This window comes from Salmonella sp. 741265073_HBA, from assembly GCF_046569105.1.
GTDB classification, from domain to species: domain Bacteria; phylum Pseudomonadota; class Gammaproteobacteria; order Enterobacterales; family Enterobacteriaceae; genus Salmonella; species Salmonella enterica.
Window position 1 is genome coordinate 187,303 of sequence record NZ_JBKFRY010000006.1, and the last position, 18,403, is coordinate 205,705.

15 protein-coding genes are annotated in these 18,403 nt (G+C 51.1%); 6 read left to right on the forward strand and 9 right to left on the reverse strand.

The genetic code is table 11. The features are described from left to right. Positions 1 to 28: 28 nt before the first annotated feature. Positions 29 to 1,465: a cytochrome c nitrite reductase gene (nrfA, locus tag ACLD3P_RS11155; RefSeq protein WP_411006600.1), complete on the reverse strand. Its 1,437-nt coding sequence runs from the start codon at positions 1,463 to 1,465 to the stop codon at positions 29 to 31. A gap of 431 nt (positions 1,466 to 1,896) precedes the next feature. Here nrfA and acs point away from each other — a divergent pair, with 431 nt between their 5' ends. The 3 genes from acs to actP all read left to right on the forward strand — a co-directional run bounded on the left by acs (position 1,897) and on the right by actP (position 6,055). Then, positions 1,897 to 3,855 (forward strand): acetate--CoA ligase, encoded by a 1,959-nt coding sequence (gene acs, locus ACLD3P_RS11160; RefSeq protein WP_000083877.1) that lies wholly within the window; start codon positions 1,897 to 1,899, stop codon positions 3,853 to 3,855. Between the two features lie 239 nt (positions 3,856 to 4,094). Beyond that, positions 4,095 to 4,409, forward strand: coding sequence for a DUF485 domain-containing protein (locus tag ACLD3P_RS11165; protein ID WP_000999620.1), 315 nt, complete (start codon positions 4,095 to 4,097; stop codon positions 4,407 to 4,409). Beyond that, a complete protein-coding gene (actP, locus tag ACLD3P_RS11170; RefSeq protein WP_000832536.1) occupies positions 4,406 to 6,055 on the forward strand; it encodes a cation/acetate symporter ActP in 1,650 nt (549 codons plus the stop codon). Before ACLD3P_RS11165 ends, actP begins: the two co-directional genes overlap by 4 nt. Before the next feature lie 38 nt (positions 6,056 to 6,093). Here actP and ACLD3P_RS11175 read toward each other — a convergent pair whose 3' ends face one another. Then, positions 6,094 to 6,783 (reverse strand): LrgB family protein, encoded by a 690-nt coding sequence (locus ACLD3P_RS11175; RefSeq protein WP_001067096.1) that lies wholly within the window; start codon positions 6,781 to 6,783, stop codon positions 6,094 to 6,096. Beyond that, positions 6,776 to 7,186, reverse strand: coding sequence for a CidA/LrgA family protein (locus tag ACLD3P_RS11180; RefSeq protein ID WP_000257347.1), 411 nt, complete (start codon positions 7,184 to 7,186; stop codon positions 6,776 to 6,778). Before ACLD3P_RS11180 ends, ACLD3P_RS11175 begins: the two co-directional genes overlap by 8 nt. A gap of 103 nt (positions 7,187 to 7,289) precedes the next feature. Between ACLD3P_RS11180 and ACLD3P_RS11185 the strand changes: the two genes are divergently transcribed. Beyond that, the gene (locus ACLD3P_RS11185; protein ID WP_000354962.1) at positions 7,290 to 8,177 is read left to right on the forward strand and encodes a LysR family transcriptional regulator; all 888 of its coding nucleotides are present in this window, start codon (positions 7,290 to 7,292) and stop codon (positions 8,175 to 8,177) included. Positions 8,178 to 8,271: 94 nt separating this feature from the next. Here the strand turns inward: ACLD3P_RS11185 and ACLD3P_RS11190 are convergent, their stop codons facing one another. From ACLD3P_RS11190 to soxR, 4 genes are all read right to left on the reverse strand, one after another. Continuing rightward, a complete protein-coding gene (locus ACLD3P_RS11190; protein WP_000402189.1) occupies positions 8,272 to 9,918 on the reverse strand; it encodes a Na+/H+ antiporter in 1,647 nt (548 codons plus the stop codon). 149 nt (positions 9,919 to 10,067) lie between these two features. After that, positions 10,068 to 11,417 (reverse strand): guanine/hypoxanthine transporter GhxP, encoded by a 1,350-nt coding sequence (ghxP, locus tag ACLD3P_RS11195; RefSeq protein ID WP_000106907.1) that lies wholly within the window; start codon positions 11,415 to 11,417, stop codon positions 10,068 to 10,070. 346 nt (positions 11,418 to 11,763) lie between these two features. Continuing rightward, the gene (locus ACLD3P_RS11200; protein WP_000958575.1) at positions 11,764 to 12,432 is read right to left on the reverse strand and encodes a glutathione S-transferase family protein; all 669 of its coding nucleotides are present in this window, start codon (positions 12,430 to 12,432) and stop codon (positions 11,764 to 11,766) included. Between the two features lie 292 nt (positions 12,433 to 12,724). Continuing rightward, positions 12,725 to 13,183, reverse strand: a complete 459-nt coding sequence (soxR, locus tag ACLD3P_RS11205) for a redox-sensitive transcriptional activator SoxR (RefSeq protein ID WP_000412686.1) — start codon at positions 13,181 to 13,183, stop codon at positions 12,725 to 12,727. Positions 13,184 to 13,269: 86 nt separating this feature from the next. Here soxR and soxS point away from each other — a divergent pair, with 86 nt between their 5' ends. After that, positions 13,270 to 13,593, forward strand: a complete 324-nt coding sequence (gene soxS / locus ACLD3P_RS11210; RefSeq protein WP_000019483.1) for a superoxide response transcriptional regulator SoxS — start codon at positions 13,270 to 13,272, stop codon at positions 13,591 to 13,593. On the opposite strand, the gene ACLD3P_RS11215 is transcribed toward soxS, so the two are convergent. Next, a complete protein-coding gene (locus tag ACLD3P_RS11215; protein WP_411006599.1) occupies positions 13,581 to 15,182 on the reverse strand; it encodes an EAL domain-containing protein in 1,602 nt (533 codons plus the stop codon). The genes soxS and ACLD3P_RS11215 overlap by 13 nt on opposite strands. Positions 15,183 to 15,743: 561 nt before the next feature. On the opposite strand from ACLD3P_RS11215, the gene ACLD3P_RS11220 reads away from it, so the two are divergent. Beyond that, on the forward strand, positions 15,744 to 16,025 hold the full coding sequence (locus ACLD3P_RS11220; protein WP_024797340.1) for a YjcB family protein: 282 nt from the start codon (positions 15,744 to 15,746) through the stop codon (positions 16,023 to 16,025). Between the two features lie 277 nt (positions 16,026 to 16,302). Here ACLD3P_RS11220 and siiF read toward each other — a convergent pair whose 3' ends face one another. Next, complete coding sequence (siiF, locus tag ACLD3P_RS11225; protein ID WP_000358582.1) at positions 16,303 to 18,369, reverse strand: SPI-4 type I secretion system protein SiiF; 2,067 nt, start codon at positions 18,367 to 18,369, stop codon at positions 16,303 to 16,305. Between the last annotated feature and the right edge of the window lie 34 nt (positions 18,370 to 18,403).

An 18,403-nucleotide genomic window follows, 5' to 3' on the forward strand; every position in this document is an offset into this window, starting at 1 on the left:
TTATCCGCCCCTTACGGGCGGAATGGGGTTATTGGCTTAACAGACCGTTTTTACGCGCCTGATCTTCCCACTGCGGTACGACCGTTTTCAGGAAGTCCTGCTTCTCCGCGTTGATTTGTTGCATATTCAAACCAATCGCTTTCTGCGCCTTCTCTTTTGTCGAAATATCCGGCAGCGGAATTTCATGGGTAATGCCTTTGGTCGCCAGCAGTCGCGCCAGTTTAGTTCGGGCATCCGCGGCTTTATCCATCGCACTGCCTAACATCCGTAGACCTTCTTCCGGGGCATGCATATGAATACCGTGTGACGCAATCGCCAGATCCCAACGCCACTGCGCGTGGCGAATATCGTTCAGAATCGGTTTCATTTCCGCGTCTGTCGCCCCCGCATCCCATGCGGCTTTCGCTTCGAAGTGCGCATGTACCAGCTGATCTTCAACCTTGATTTTCAGGTCATGAATCGCCTGTTTACGCTCGGCGACCACTTTTTGCAGGGACGCTTTGTCCTGGGTGTGGCAGTTGGCGCAGGTTTGCGCGAAATTGTCGAACGGGTTGCCGATTTTATGGTCGGTGTAGAGCTTGCCTTCGGCGTTCTGTGCTTTCGGCATGTGGCAGTCGATACAGGTCACGTTGTTCTTACCGTGAATGCCCGCGCTCCAGGTTTCATATTCCGGGTGCTGCGCTTTGAGCATTGGGGTTTTCGACAGCGAGTTAGTCCAGTCAGAGAAGGCGATGGCGTCGTAGTATTGCTCCATATTTTCGACCTTCATGCCCTCATCCCACGGGAACTTAACGGCTTTGTTCTTACCGTCGAAGTAGTACTCCACGTGGCACTGGCCGCAGACCATCGATTGCTGATCAAATCGTCCCGCTTTATCAAACGGTTTGCCGATAGCCTCCATCGCCCGTTCGGCATAGGGGCGCGACAACGTTAACGCGGGCTTCCCCTGGGCGAAATCGTCCGACGCGGTGTTATGACAGTCGGCACAGCCCAAATCGTTGACAATTTCCGGGCCGCCGCGCGCCCATTTGCCATGGAAGTAGCCGTCTTCGCCTTCTTGTTGGATAAGGCGCGCGACATCGGGGCTTTTACAGCTCCAGCAGGCCATCGGCAGCGGGCCGTCTTCCGCCGTTTTTGGCGCGCCGGTACGCAGCGTTTCGCGCACGTCGGTTACCGCATACGCGTGGCCGCGTGGTTTGTTGTAATCACGGGAGAAGGGATAGCCCGCCCACAGGATCACCAGACGAGGGTCTTCCGCCAGCGCATCTTCACGGGCAGACTGTTCTGACGTCGCTTTCCATGACTGATATTGGTCGGGGTGTTGAGGCGCGAACGTTTCATTTTTCGCTTCAACAGTAACGGTTTTTGCGGATTCAGGCGTTTGCTCAGCGTAAACAGAGGTAATGAAGAAAAAAGGAAATATAAGGCTGAAGAAACGGCGTGCGCGTAGTGTTTTCCTTGCCATAGAGGTCTCATCCAGATTGCGCCATTATCTTTAATGGCGATTTTTTATCGTTTTCCATAACAGCAACCGCACAAATACTGTTATTACATTGATCTCCTCTATGTGTAACAAATAACCACACTTAAAATGTTGTCTTTAATCAATTGTAAGTGTATGTAAAATACCACTTTAGAGTTAGTAACCTGGACAAAACTCCCTCTCTTTTCTGATTTCCGGACACGGATCACTTTTTTAAAAAATTTCATATAACGTCATGTTATCCCGAAAATTTATCTAATTTTGCGGGACACAATCAAAAAATAGATTGCTGCTTATTTGCACAGTTCCCTTTTTGCGTGATCTGTCGCCCAAATACTAAACAAAACTTATTAAGACCCTACATTTAACGTTTATGCGACATATTATTAACATCCTACAAGGAGAACAACAGCATGAGCCAAACACATAAACACGCCATTCCCGCCAACATTGCGGATCGTTGCCTGATAAATCCAGAGCAGTATGAGACTAAATATAAACAGTCTATTAACGACCCCGATACGTTTTGGGGCGAACAGGGAAAAATTCTCGATTGGATCACGCCGTACCAAAAAGTGAAAAACACCTCCTTTGCGCCAGGCAATGTGTCGATTAAATGGTACGAGGACGGCACGCTGAATCTGGCGGCGAACTGTCTTGACCGCCATTTGCAGGAAAATGGCGATCGCACCGCCATTATCTGGGAAGGCGATGACGCGTCGCAGAGTAAACATATCTCTTATCGCGAACTGCATCGCGATGTCTGCCGTTTCGCGAATACACTGCTGGATCTGGGCATTAAAAAAGGCGATGTGGTAGCGATTTATATGCCGATGGTGCCGGAAGCGGCGGTGGCAATGTTGGCCTGCGCCCGCATCGGCGCGGTGCATTCGGTGATCTTCGGGGGCTTCTCGCCGGAAGCCGTCGCCGGACGCATTATCGACTCCAGCTCGCGGCTGGTGATCACCGCTGACGAAGGTGTACGTGCCGGACGCAGTATCCCGCTGAAAAAGAATGTCGATGACGCGCTGAAAAACCCGAATGTCACTAGCGTTGAGCATGTGATCGTCCTGAAGCGCACCGGCAGCGACATTGACTGGCAAGAAGGCCGCGACCTGTGGTGGCGCGATTTGATTGAAAAAGCCAGCCCTGAGCACCAACCTGAAGCGATGAATGCCGAAGATCCGCTGTTTATCCTTTATACCTCCGGCTCCACCGGCAAGCCGAAAGGCGTGCTGCACACCACCGGCGGCTATCTGGTCTACGCCGCGACCACCTTTAAGTATGTCTTTGATTATCACCCTGGCGATATTTACTGGTGTACCGCCGATGTGGGTTGGGTGACGGGGCACAGCTATCTGTTGTATGGCCCGCTGGCCTGCGGCGCGACCACCTTAATGTTTGAAGGCGTGCCGAATTGGCCAACGCCCGCTCGCATGTGCCAGGTGGTCGACAAACACCAGGTCAACATTCTCTATACCGCCCCGACGGCCATCCGCGCGCTGATGGCGGAAGGCGATAAAGCCATTGAAGGCACCGACCGTTCTTCACTGCGCATTCTGGGTTCCGTCGGCGAGCCGATCAATCCCGAAGCGTGGGAATGGTACTGGAAGAAGATCGGCAAGGAAAAATGTCCGGTCGTCGACACCTGGTGGCAGACTGAAACAGGCGGTTTTATGATCACGCCGCTACCAGGCGCTATCGAACTGAAAGCCGGTTCCGCCACCCGTCCTTTCTTTGGCGTACAGCCTGCGCTGGTGGATAACGAAGGCCATCCGCAAGAAGGCGCGACGGAAGGCAATCTGGTCATCACCGATTCCTGGCCGGGCCAGGCGCGCACTCTGTTCGGCGATCATGAACGTTTTGAGCAGACCTATTTCTCTACCTTTAAGAATATGTATTTCAGCGGCGACGGCGCGCGTCGCGATGAAGACGGCTATTACTGGATCACCGGTCGCGTGGATGACGTGTTAAACGTCTCCGGCCACCGTCTGGGTACGGCGGAAATCGAGTCAGCGCTGGTGGCGCATCCGAAGATCGCCGAAGCGGCGGTGGTGGGTATTCCACACGCTATCAAAGGCCAGGCGATTTACGCTTATGTGACGCTCAACCACGGCGAGGAGCCGTCGCCAGAACTGTACGCGGAGGTGCGCAACTGGGTACGTAAAGAGATTGGCCCACTGGCGACGCCGGACGTGCTGCACTGGACCGACTCACTGCCAAAAACCCGTTCCGGCAAAATTATGCGCCGCATTTTGCGCAAAATCGCGGCGGGCGATACCAGCAATCTGGGCGATACCTCGACTCTCGCCGATCCTGGCGTGGTGGAGAAACTGCTCGAAGAGAAGCAGGCCATCGCGATGCCGTCATAACCATAAATGCCGGATGGCAACGCGAACGCGTTTTATCCGGCCTACGACCCTACCCCTGCCCTCTCTCAAACCGGGAGAGGGAAATATAAAAAAACCTCCCCCAAAGGATTTCGTGTTACAGGAAGGCGGCAAGCGAGCACACCCTCAGCAGCATAGTTCACTATGTGGCTGGGGCGCGCGAGTGCGGCCAACGCGCCTGTAGCGCGAAAGACGCAGGGGGACCTCTGGAGAGCTCTGTGATGAATGACCAAATTTATCAGCGGATAGAAGACAGTGCGCGTTTCAGGGAATTAGTTGAAAAACGGCAACGGTTTGCCACGATTCTGTCGGTTATCATGCTGGCGGTTTATATCAGCTTTATTTTACTGATCGCCTTCGCGCCTGGCTGGCTGGGCACGCCTCTACATGCGGGAACCAGCGTCACCCGAGGAATTCCCATTGGCGTCGGGGTGATTGTGATTTCTTTTGTGTTAACCGGAATTTATATCTGGCGGGCGAACGGCGAATTCGATCGTCTTAATAACGCCGTACTGCATGAGGTGAAAGCATTATGAAGAGAGTTCTGACGGCGCTTGCCGCCGCACTCCCCTTCGCCGCTCATGCGGCGGATGCCATTAGCGGCGCGGTTGAACGCCAGCCCACCAACTGGCAGGCGATTATCATGTTTTTGATTTTCGTCGTGTTTACGCTCGGTATTACCTACTGGGCCTCTAAACGCGTACGTTCCCGTAGCGACTACTACACGGCTGGCGGCAATATCACCGGGTTCCAGAACGGGCTGGCGATTGCCGGCGACTATATGTCCGCCGCGTCATTTCTCGGCATTTCCGCGCTGGTGTTTACCTCCGGTTATGACGGGCTGATCTATTCGCTGGGCTTCCTTGTCGGCTGGCCAATCATCCTGTTTTTGATTGCCGAGCGCCTGCGTAATCTGGGACGTTATACTTTTGCTGACGTTGCCTCTTATCGCCTGAAACAGGGGCCAATCCGTATTCTTTCGGCCTGTGGCTCCCTGGTAGTGGTGGCGCTTTATCTCATCGCCCAAATGGTCGGCGCCGGTAAACTGATTGAACTGCTGTTCGGCCTCAACTATCACATCGCCGTGGTGCTGGTCGGCGTGCTGATGATGATGTACGTGCTGTTCGGCGGGATGCTGGCGACAACGTGGGTGCAAATTATCAAAGCCGTCCTGTTGCTGTTTGGCGCCAGTTTTATGGCCTTTATGGTGATGAAACACGTCGGCTTTAGCTTCAATAATCTGTTTACCGAAGCCATGGCGGTACACCCGAAAGGCACAGCGATTATGAGCCCAGGAGGGTTGGTACAAGATCCGATTTCGGCGTTGTCGTTGGGTCTGGGGTTGATGTTCGGCACCGCCGGCTTGCCGCATATTCTGATGCGTTTCTTTACGGTCAGCGATGCTCGCGAAGCGCGCAAGAGCGTGTTCTATGCCACCGGTTTTATGGGCTATTTCTACATTCTGACCTTTATTATCGGTTTCGGCGCTATCATGCTGGTGGGGGCGAATCCCGCCTATAAAGATGCGGCGGGCGCGCTGATTGGCGGCAATAACATGGCGGCGGTGCATCTGGCCAACGCGGTAGGCGGTAACCTGTTCCTCGGCTTTATTTCGGCAGTGGCGTTTGCCACCATTCTGGCGGTGGTCGCCGGTCTGACGCTGGCGGGCGCATCGGCGGTGTCGCATGACTTGTACGCCAACGTGTTCCGCAAAGGCGCAACCGAACGTGAAGAGCTGAAGGTGTCGAAAATCACCGTCCTGGTGCTGGGCGTGATCGCCATTATCCTCGGCGTCCTGTTTGAAAATCAGAACATCGCCTTTATGGTGGGCCTGGCGTTTGCTATCGCCGCGAGCTGCAACTTCCCCATCATTCTGCTTTCCATGTACTGGTCAAAACTGACCACGCGCGGCGCTATGCTGGGCGGCTGGTTAGGTTTACTGACAGCGGTGGTGCTGATGATTCTTGGCCCTACCATTTGGGTGCAGATCCTCGGCCACGAAAAAGCGATCTTCCCGTATGAGTATCCGGCGCTGTTCTCTATCAGCGTGGCGTTCCTGGGGATCTGGTTCTTCTCGGCCACCGATAACTCGGCAGAAGGCAACCGTGAACGTGAGCAGTTCCGCGCTCAGTTTATCCGCTCCCAAACGGGATTCGGCGTACAACAAGGGCGTGCGCATTAATCTTACCGTTTCCTCCGGCCCCGTGGGTCGGAGGAAAATCAGAACATCACCCTCGCCACCAGCGGGGCTGCCAGCACCATCACCACGCCGGACAGCATCATTACCAGACTGGCAACGACGCCCTCCTGCTGACCAAGTTCATAGGAACGCGCTGTGCCCGCCCCATGTGACGCCGCGCCGAATCCTGCCCCTTTTGCCATGCCTTCCCGGATAGAGAGACGCAAAAATAGCGCGTCGCCGACCGCCATGCCAAACACGCCAGTGACGACCACGAACAGCGCCACCAGATCCGGCTGCCCGCCCAGGGGTTCTGCCGCCGCCAGCGCAAATGGAGTGGTAACGGAACGTACCGCCAGACTACGCTGAATCTCATCCGATAACGTGAACAGACGCGCCAGCCAAACGGAACTGGTGACCGCCACCACCGTCGCCGTCACTACGCCCGCGGTGAGCGACATCCAGTGACGTTTGATAATCGCGAGGTTATCGTACACCGGCACCGCAAAGGCAATGGTCGCCGGGCCGAGCAGCCACAATAGCCAGTGCGATTCGCCAATATAGTTTTGCCAAGAGATATGACCGAACACCAGCATTAACACCAGCAGTGCCGGCGTCAACACTAATGGCATCAACGGCAGTTTGCGAAAACGGCGATACAGACGCTTATTGGCGAAGTAAATCCCCAGCGTAATCACCAGACACAGTACGCTTAACTGAACGTTATTCACGGTTTAGCCTACTCATCTCATAGCGATACACTTTATCCACCACCCACGCCGTCGCGCCGAGTACCATTAAGGTACTGATCGCTATCACCGAGAAAATGCGCCAGCCGTCCACCAGTAACAGATGGGCATAGTTCACTACCGCCACGACGGCGGGAACAAAGAATAACAGCATCTCCGCCAGCAGCCAGCGTGCGCCTGCGCGTACCCAGCTAAGCGGAATAATCCGGCAAACGATCAGCGCCAACATAAGCACCATGCCGACCAGATTCGCGGGCAACGGCAGGTGCAGCCAGGAGACAAGATATTGGGAAAAAATGAATAAACCTGCATAGAGCAGTACCTGAACCGGTACCTGGAGTCGTTGCACAACGGCAGGCGTAACGCGGCTTATCGCCACAGCCATGAGGGAATGTCCTGAAAAATAATACGGAGCGCCAGTATAGAGAACCTCCGTCACGGGCAGAAATGAATTAAAATCATTGCAGGCATAGTCGGAAGGAATAATCATGGATATCAGAACGCTGCGTTATTTTGTCGAGGTGGTGCGCCAGCAAAGTTTCACCCGCGCAGCGGAGAAGTTATTTGTCACCCAGCCCACCATTAGCAAGATGCTGAAAAATCTTGAAGATGAGCTTAACTGTACGCTACTGATCCGCGACGGACGTAAGTTATTGCTGACCGATACCGGACGCGTGGTGTTTGAACGCGGTCTGGCGATCCTCGCTGAGTTTCGCCAGTTAGAGGCCGAGTTGAGCGATATTAACCATCTCAATAAGGGCGTGCTGCGGCTGGGTATTCCCCCGATGGTCGGCATGTTGATGGCCGGGCCAATCAGTTTGTTTCGACAACGCTACCCTGGCGTTGAACTCAAAATTTCGGAGTTTGGCGGCCTGACGGTACAGCAGGCGGTAATGAATGGCGAGCTGGATGTTGCGATGACCGCGCTCCCGGTGGAAGAAGCGAGCGGGCTGACGACATTATCGCTGTTCAGCCATCCGCTGTGCGTGCTGGTTCCCCGTTCCGGTCAGTGGACAACCTGCGACTCCATCGCGCCTGAAGCTCTGGCAGAGCATCCTCTTCTTATCTATAACGAAGACTTTGCCCTGAGCCGCCAGTTGATGACCTTATTTAGCCAGCATGACGTAAAACCACGGATTGCCGTGCGCAGCGGGCAATGGGATTTTCTCGCCGCCATGGTGCAAGCGGGCGTCGGCATCGCCATTTTGCCGGAGCCGATTTGTCAGCGTCTGGATAAGGCCACACTGCGCTGGCTACCGCTGGAAAGCGATCTCCGCTGGCAGTTGGGCATGATTTGGCGCGAGGGCGTGTATCTGTCGCACAGTGCCCGGGCATGGTTAACCTGTTGCGAAGGGTTTTGGCTGAAACAACCGTAAACCATGGGTTAAAACCCTTGCCGGATGGCGGCGCAAGCACCTTATCCGGCCTACTTGTAGGCCCGGTAAGCATGGCGCCACCGGGCCACAAGGACTACTGATTTTCTATCAGTAGCGCTTCCATCAAATCCAGGTCGTGCAGCAGCTTTTGCAATGTTTCATTGCTGATTTCTCGCGTGGCGCGCAGATGATACAACTCGGCGCGTTCGGAACGCAGCGCCGCCAGACGGAAACGTCGCTCCAAGTTTTCTTCCTGTATGGAGCTTTCGACATCGTTTCGCCCATCGGCACGGCGACGCAAGTTACCAATGACACGCGAGCTTACTTCAGTAAGCAACTGATTATCGATGTTTTCTTCGGTATCCGCCGCCAGACGCTCTTCCATTTTCTGAATGGCGACAATCGCCACTTCCGCCGTCGCCGCGCGGGCGATACGCTCCTCTTTCAACTGTTGCGCATGATCGGCGACTTCCAGATGTTGCAACAGCAGCGGCAGCATGATCACGCCGACAAACAACGAGAACAGAATGACGCCAGCCGCCAGGAATACCAGTTCATAACGCGCCGGAAATCCGCTGCCATCCGGCAAAAGTAACGGTATAGAGAGCACACCAGCCAGGGTGATCGCCCCACGAACGCCAGCGAAGGAAGCAATCAGAATTTCACGCGACGTCCAGCTGGCGAACTCCATCGGTTTCTTCTTCAAAAAGCGTAGGCTGAACTTTTTCATGGTCCACAGCCAGCCGAAGCGAACCAGCATCAATGCCGCATAAATCAGCACGATATCGGTAAAGAGCATCCAGGTTTCGACATTCGGGTCAGCTTCCGCCGCCGCCAGCGAAGATTCCAGAATACCCGGCAGTTGCAGTCCCAACAGCAGAAAGACCATACCGTTAAAGACAAATTCCAGCATCGCCCAGGTACTGTTCGCGCGCAAACGCATTGCCAGCGGCGCGCGGCGCATTACGCCAGAACGGGTGATGGTCATCCCGGCGGCAACCGCGGCCAGGATGCCTGAGACGCCAATATGTTCGGCAATCAGGTAAGACGCGAAGGGCAGCAGAAACAGCAGGACGATTTGCGTCGCGGGTTCATCGCCGCCCCAGCGGCTCAAAAAACGCAGCGAGCGGCCATACAGCCAACTGACCACAAAACCCGCCAGAATACCGCCGATAGCGACCTTAAAAAATTCCAGCGTCGCGCCGCCGACGGTAAAGACCATCGTCCCCATCGCCACCGCGACGGCGAATTTCAGCGATACCAGACCGGAGGCGTCGTTCATTAACGCCTCTCCCTGCAGAATGCCCATGATTTTTTTCGGGATACGCCCCTCGCCCACAATTCCGGAGAGCGCTACCGCATCGGTCGGCGACAGCACGGCGGCCAGCGCAAAGGCGGGGATCAGCGGAATGCCGGGCACCAGCCAATAAATCAGGAAGCCGATTCCCACGACCGTTACCAGGACCAGCGCCAGCGCCAGCCCGAAAATCTCTCGTCCATGCTCAAGAAATTCACGGGTCGGCGTCTTCCAGCCATCCGCAAACAGCAGCGGCGGAATAAACAGCACCAGGAAGAGTTCCGGGTCGAATTCCACATGCAAACCAAACGTCGGCCACGCCAACAGCGCGCCAATGGCGATCTGCATAAGGGGTAAAGGAAGCTGGAAGGGTAATACACGCGTAAATACCCCCGACAGCGAGACCACAAGGGTCATGATGAGTATTGTGAAGAAAATTTCCATGCGTTCCCTGTTTGCGATGTTTTTTATGATGGAGAAAGGCATCATGCCTCGGTTTCACCTTCTTCAGATTAACGCAAAAGGTAACGTGATGTGTCCTGAAAATGAAAACGGGCGACCAACGCCGCCCGTTTTTCAGAATGAAGGCAGAACTAGATAGCCCAGCCGCCGGCATAAAAAGCGACCAGCGCGACCGCAATGACGACAGTTCCGATATTCAGCTTACGCCATTCGCCGGAAACCAGACGCCCGACGACCAGCGTGGCAAAGCCGATCATAATCCCGGTGACAATGTTACAGGTCAGTACAATAAATACGGCCGTTACCAGCCCCGCCATCGCATCGACGAAATCAGCAAAATCGATTTTCGCCACGTTACTCAGCATCAGCAGACCGACATACATGAGCGCCGGGGCGGTTGCGTAGACGGGAACGAGATAAGAGAGCGGCGAAAGAAACAGGATCAGCAAAAACAGCACGCCCACGGTAATCGCCGTCAGGCCCGTTTTACCGCCCGCCGCCGTACCGGCCGCAGACTCGATATACACCGCGGCGGGTGCCGCCCCGACCAAACCGGAGAAAACGCTACTCAGGGAGTCGGTGGTTAGCGCTTTGCCGCCATCAATAATTTGTCCGTCTTTGTCCAGCAGATTAGCCTGCCCTGCGACCGCACGGATCGTTCCGGTCGCATCAAACACCGCCGTCATCACCAGCGCCAGTACGCTTGGCAGAACGACAGGGTTTAACGCGCCCATAATATCCAGGCTGCCGATCAGCGAGTTGCCGTTTTCATCGCTCAACGAAGGCATAGCGAAAATGCCGGAAAAATGGACGTTAGGATCGAAGAGCAAACCCACAATAGAAATGCCAATAATGGTCAACAGAATGCCGCCGGGGACTTTCAGCTTTTCCAGACCGAGAATAACAGCCAGCCCCACAAGCGACATAATCACCGGGAAGGTGTCGAAATCGCCCAGCGCGACCGGCAGGCCATCCAGCGGGTTTTTAATGACCAGGCCGACGCCGTTGGCGGCAATCAGCAACAAAAACAGGCCAATACCGATACCGGTTCCGTGAGCCACGCCCTGTGGCAAGTTACGCAAAATCCAGCTACGAATGCCGGTGGCGGAGATAACGGTAAACAGTACGCCCATCAGGAATACGGCGCCAAGCGCGACCGGGACGCTAATATGCTGCCCCAGGACCAGGCTAAACGCGGTAAACGCCGTCAACGAAATAGCGCAACCGATAGCCAGCGGCAGATTCGCCCAAAGCCCCATAACGATAGAGCCGACGCCGGCGACCAGGCAGGTCGCTACAAAGACGGCAGCAGGCGGGAACCCGGCTTTACCCAGCATCCCTGGCACCACGATGACGGAGTAAACCATCGCAAGAAACGTGGTTAAGCCAGCAACGACTTCCTGGCGAACGGTGCTCCCGCGTTGTGAAATTTTAAACCAGGCGTCGAGTGAACCGCCGGTACGCGCTGAAGGCGTAGACATAGAAAACATCCCCTGAGAATTTATTATTCGTCGGTATACGTGGGAGGTAATCCACTAACAGCGCAACGTTATCTCCTTGTGCTACATTTACGACAACCGGGGCGCCGCAAAAAAGCAAACGTTTAGCTCCACGTATACAAAACGGGTGGCAAAAAAAAGCAAACGATTATCCAGCGATCATAAACGCTTTTTCAACTGAACTTTGCCGCTTTTTATGCTTTTCTGCTTAGTATGCTCAATAAATCGCCAGACGATGCGCAAACGTTATCGTCCCTGCGCAATCCAGCAACAATTTTTCGCATCGCTGTTAGCAAATACGTTGCGCAATCTGCTCACAAAAACGCCATTATCCGCCAGGAATGGTAAACGGACCGCCCTGCTGAATCGCTCGTTGCCAGGCTGGACGCATTTCTACCCGCGCTTTCCATGCGTTGATATGGTCGAGATGAGCGATCCCGCCTCGGGCAAGCAGCGCAAATAGCGGGAAGCTCATCTGGATATCCGCCATACTTAACTGCTCTCCGGCAAACCAGGGGTGATTTGCCAGATGCCCGTCAATAAAGCGCGCATGGGTTTCCAGTTGCGGATTGAGGTACGCTTTTTGCGCGCCCTTACCGATAACGCCGCCCAACGTTCGCAGACCCAATGGTACTGGCGGTTTACCCAGAGAGGTAAAGAGCAGTCTCATCAATAGTAAGGGCATGAGCGAACCTTCAGCGTAATGTAGCCAGAATCGATAGTGTTGTTTCCCCTGCGCATCCGCAGGTTTAAAGCGTCCGATACTGTCGTAAGTGTCCTGCAAATATTCCAGGATAGCGCCCGATTCCGCAATAACCATACCGTGATCTTCGATAACCGGAGACTTGCCCAGCGGATGCACTTTTTTCAATGCCGGCGGCGCCAGCATGGTCTTTTCACGCTGGTAACGCACAATCTGGTAAGGCAACGCCAGCTCTTCCAGCGCCCAGAGGATGCGCTGCGAACGAGACTGATTTAAATGGTGCACCGTCAGCATGGCTGTCTCCTGTAAGGTATGCCAACTAACTATAGAAAATTATGGCAGTTGCCGTAAAAATTTCGGCTAAAAAATCAGCATTTCGCTGGCGAACAGGGCGTCGTCGCTTACACTTACAGTATCAACACAAACCGGAACCTCCACCACGTGCTCGATATGAGGGGTGTTGACGTCGGGGGAAACCCTCCTGTAATCAGCGGGATAGAGCGAAAGACAAAGACCGGAAACAAACTAAAGCGCCCTTAGCGGCGCTTTAGTTTTAGGTGAACTCAGCCCGATGGCCGAGTGCATGTTAATCATCTTCAAGTAGCCGGGCGCCCGTCCCGTGTTCGCCAAGCCTGTCGCCTGGATTTCGCAGCGGACAGTCGCTACGCGATAAACAGCCGCAGCCGATACAACCGTCCAGCTCATCGCGCAACGCCACCAGCGTATGAATACGTCGGTCTAACTCTTCGCGCCACTGCGAGGAGAGCTGCTTCCACTCTTTCGCGCTTAACGTATGCCCTTCCGGCAAGATACCAAACGCGTCGCCGATAGTTGCCAGCGGGATGCCGATACGCTGGGCGATCTTGATAATCGCGACATAACGCAACACGTCACGCTTGTATCGCCGTTGGTTACCGCTATTACGGATACTGGTAATTAGCCCTTTGCTTTCATAGAAGTGCAGGGCGGACACAGCAACACCGCTACGTTTCGCAACTTCCCCCGGCGTCAGTAAGGCTTTTAAACGGGGAGATTTTTTTTCCATAAATCGCTTTACCTCAAGTTAACTTGAGGAATTATACTCGCCCGCAGACAAAACGACGAATCGAATACTGTTTAAGAGGCAACAATATGTCGCATCAGCAGATAATTCAGACCCTTATCGAATGGATTGATGAACATATCGACCAACCGCTAAACATTGATGTGGTGGCAAAAAAATCGGGCTACTCCAAGTGGTATTTGCAGCGGATGTTTCGTACGGTAACGCATCAAACATTAGGCGAGTATATTCGCCAGCGCCGTCTCCTGTTGGCGGCCGTTGAGCTACGAACGACCGAGCGCCCGATTTTTGATATCGCGATGGACCTGGGCTATGTATCGCAGCAAACCTTCTCGCGTGTATTCCGCCGCGAGTTCGATCGCACTCCCAGCGATTACCGTCACCGCCTGTAGGGCGTCTGCCCGCGTATCGTCAGAGGCGCGGGCGTTTGTTGTAACCAGGCGATGAATTCCTGCGGTGGTAACGCCTTCGCAAAGTGCCATCCCTGACAATACTGAACGCCGCGTTTTAGCAACCAGCTAACCTGTTCAGCCGTTTCAACCCCCTCCGCAATGATTTTTAGCCGCAAACTTTGCGCCATTTCAATAATATGTTCCACAATCAAATGGCTGGCGCTATTAGTGGTTAGCGTATCGACAAAAGATTTATCAATTTTTAAAAGGTCGACATTTAATGAGTACAGGTTATGCAAGTTCGAATAGCCGGTACCAAAGTCATCAATTGCCACCTCGTATCCCGCCTGGCGAAACGCCTGAATAATCGGCGTCATTTTAGGCACATCAATAAATCCGCGCTCGGTCACTTCAACCTTTATCTGTTGCGCAAGCACTGAATGCTGACGCGTTTTTTCATGAATCATCACAATTAGCCGGGAAGAGAGAAAATCAGCGGCAGAGAGATTGATAGAGACATAAAGATGCGGGTGCGCGGCCAGAAAACCACCTAAATCATTAAATACCTCTTCGACGACATAATCGGTGATCTGCTCAATCATCCCCTCTTTTTCCGCCAGCGGAATAAATTCGCACGGGCTCATCACCGGACCGTGATAGCCCGGCCAACGCAATAGCGCTTCGGCACCTACACATGTCCCGTTTCGGATATCAATGATCGGCTGATAATGAAGGCAAAGCTGGTGCCTGGTAATGGCCCGTTGCAGCAATCGACGCGGTGAGTAATATGCCTGCCGGGATCGTGACCACATAAATAAGATGATAATGCTACAGATGATCCCTAACGGTAGCGTTAATGTAAGCTGATGAAAGAGGTTCTGGTAAAAGCGTTGCTTTGAGGTTGACACAATCGCGGCAACCGGTCGTTTTGCTGATTTAACCAGAGTATAAAAACGCTCACCCTGTTGGAACACAGGTTCACTCCGTCGTACCAAAGGTAATAGCTGATCAGCCTGCGCCTGTTCACTCAGGGAGAAAAAGGTGTTGGTCACCGTATCATACATTCCCCAGGCCAACGCCGGATCGTCTGACATCACCTCGCTATAAGATAAGGGATTGATAACCGCGACATAGTTTCCCCGCTGCATATATGTCATTTTATAACCGTTGAAAAAAGGCGTATCACGATAGTAATAAATAGCGATGTCAGGCTTTCGTTTATAGTCAGCGCGGGGAATAAAATAAGGACTTGTTGGCGTCATAACCGTAGAGCATAGAAAACGCTGGCCCTTAGCATAAATCAACTCATAAATGTACAAACGACCGCGGATAATATTCAGCATTCGCTGTTGATGGGCTGGCGTACAGGCTTGCCCCTGATATTGTTCAGCGGCATCGCGGGCTAAATCTGCTTGTAGGATAACCCGCTCCGTTTTATCTAATACCAACTGCGCAAATGAATGTAACTGATTTCTGGTTTCAGAGACTGCCCGGATATGAGCAAACCAGATCGCCAGCAATACAGGAAGTAACACCACAATGATCGTTCCGAGAAATCTCAACACCTTGCGTCGTGTGCTTTGACTCATTTTCAGCCTATTTCCCTGCATTATTTGTGACTATTATTGGCAAAATAAGACGTGAACCAAACGGAGGTTTACGGTGCATGAATTTATCAATATTAGCAACAGACTTTTACCGTTCAACATTTACCATTAATAACCACGCGCAATCTCTCTCGCATACCTGGCAGGACGCTAAATATTTTTGATAATATCAGATTTATACCTAAGTAAACGATGGGGTATACATCTTTACTCCTTTCTTTTGATAAATAACTTGATATTTTTATCAGGTCTGAATTTCACGAAAAAAATAAAAGAGTAGTAATAATACATCTTTGCTTTCCGGCAGTTTCTCTACGGACGCGCAGAAGTCACACAAAAAATACGGTTATAAAACGCACAAAAAATACATTGTCCATCTGGCGAACAAGTTGGTTTTTGTGATATAGTTCACAAAAATAATGAAACAGAAACAATGTTTCATTCGATGTTGATGTGACGTCCGTTGATAGCCAGAATGTCCCACGTTTCCCGGGAACAACGCCGCGCTGTCCTGGACAAAGGTCTATTCAGAGGAAATGTTTCATGGCTGCCATAACCACTGGTGTCGTTCTTCTCCGCTGGCAACTGTTGAGCGCCGTGCTCATGTTTTTAGCCAGCACGCTCAATATCCGTTTCCGTAAATCAGATTATATTGGTCTGGCAGTGATCAGTAGCGGTCTGGGCGTGGTATTCGCCTGCTGGTTTGCCACCGGTTTACTCGGTATTACCATGATGGATCTCGCTGCGATCTGGCATAACATTGAAGCCGTAATGGTCGAAACGATGAGCCAGACCCCACCAGAATGGCCGATGGTGCTGACCTGATACGCCATCGCTGCCGCTGAAGTCGCCCACCGGTTATCTCAACGCGGAACCGCGCACCAGGGGTAGCCTTGCGAACCATCACGTCCCTCGCATTGCCGTTGATGAGGGCCGCCAGGTGTGGTTATCCAAAAATGGCAAGTGGAATAGCCCTAACAGAATCGAGCTAAACTTATTGAAGACATTGCCGACTCGTTAAATGACAAAAAAGACCCGTTTGTGCAACGGGTCTTTTTTATTAAGCAGTACCACCTGATAACAGCGACAAGCGCTGCTTATTTTACATTAATAATTTATCCGGAGAACAATCACGGATTATTTTTCCACCTTTCATTACCAGGACCCGGTCAAAATACTTTATCAGGTATCGACGATGCGTCACCATGATCAACGTTTTCCCATGAATAAACTCATCTAAGTTATCAAAAATTTGCTTCTCGGTATTCTCATCCAGATTTGATGTTGGTTCATCCCATAAAAAGACGCTGGCGTTACTGCTCAGACTGCGTGCTAATAATAACTGCTGCTGCTGTCCGGATGACAGGTTTTTAGCCATAAAATTCACCGGAAACTTCAGCCCCATAGGATGTTGCAAGATAAAACCACAGTTCGCCAGATGAAGCGCCTTGAGTACCCGGCCCCTGTCGTTTTGCGGTTTTAACGCGAAATTACTTTCAATGGTTCCGGTGAATAAAACATCATGTGTCGTCACCACACTTAAATGCTGAGAAAAAAAGTTCTGCGATAAATGTCCTAAGTTATATCCATCATATAAGATGGCACCGTCTGTTGGCGAAAGGTAGCCAGATAGCATTCCCAGTAATGAGCTTTTTCCTGCACCGCATTCGCCTACCACCGCGACACGTTGCCCCGCAGGTATGTCTATAGACAGTCGGTTAATAATCATCGGAGATTGAGCATCATACTGATAACTCACGCCCCGGATAGAGATATCGCCATTGCACTTTGATATGGACTGTAATGCCGGTGTTTTTTCTGCCTGATCTTCATCAAAAAAAGAAAGCAGATCCTTACCGGTTTTTTCTGCTGATAAAATAGAGATTAATGTAGAAGAAAAATTCGAAATGATCCCGGAGATACGGCCAGAGACAATGACAGATGAAACAATTGCGCCAGTGGTAACATCACCCTTAATTACCATAAAAAAGGCTATTACCATAATAGTTATTTGGGTAATAGATGACATACTACCCAATATAGATTGATAGATAAGATTTAATTTCCTTATCTTCAGGTTAAGATACGACTGTTCATTTGATGTATTAACCCAATCAAAAAGTAAACCTTGATTATTTAAGGTATGGATCATTTTAATAGATAAGAAAACTTCTGAGATGAAAATATTCCTGTTCTTCTGTCCTTCTTTTTGTTTGTTCATTAACTCATTAGTATAATGGTGGTTAACGAGGGAAATAATAATAGAGACGATAAACATGGTAACAGGTACAATAACGACCAGACCTAAATTTACATATATAACAATGAGAAATATAATAAATATTGGAATATCGGCTATACGTTGAAAGATCGAGTTTAATAAAACGGGTTTAATTTTCTGAAACTCATTCCATAGCACAAATGCTGATGACATGGATCTGCCATTTTTCTTTTTACTATAAAGTACCGCTTCAAGAAATGCGATATCAATATCGACGTCATCCTGCCTTGCTGTGATAGACTGATAAATATCTTTCGAAGTACGAAGGATAAACTCAAAAACAATAAATACAGCAACAATTATAGCCACGCCAAATAAAGATGAAACCGAAGCACTTGGAACAAGCTTATCATAGAACAGATTACTAAATACTGGGATAGTTAACGCAAAAATTGCCATAAAAAGAGATGAAAAGAAGTATTTAGTATAAAAAATCTTGTTCATCGATAAAGAGTTTTTTATGATATTTTTTACTCTTATACTATCAACAACTTTATTTAAAGGTAGTATACTAAATGCAGATAACTCTTTTAAATATTCTTCTTCAATTTCAACATAACAGAGTTCACCGCGCGCGTTTACCAACTTTATTTTTTGCCCGCCACTCACACACACCATCCACTTCATTTCTGGTGTTAATAGTAAAATCGGCATAGGCTCATTTAGTAAATCCTCACCATTATTAAATAATATATCCTGTAGAGAAAGCCCTAACGACAAAAAGAAATTCTTCATTTGTATAGAGTCGTCAGTGTTATTTCTGTCGTACTTTTTAAATCTTAAATTTATATCATCCTCTTTGATGTCAATTTTTATGTTGAATTTTTTAGACACTATAGATAATGCCGTTTCCGCACTTAAATAATAAGGTTCTAGTTTTTTATCCATAAGTAAACCCCCTCACCCAAAGGTGAGGGGCCTC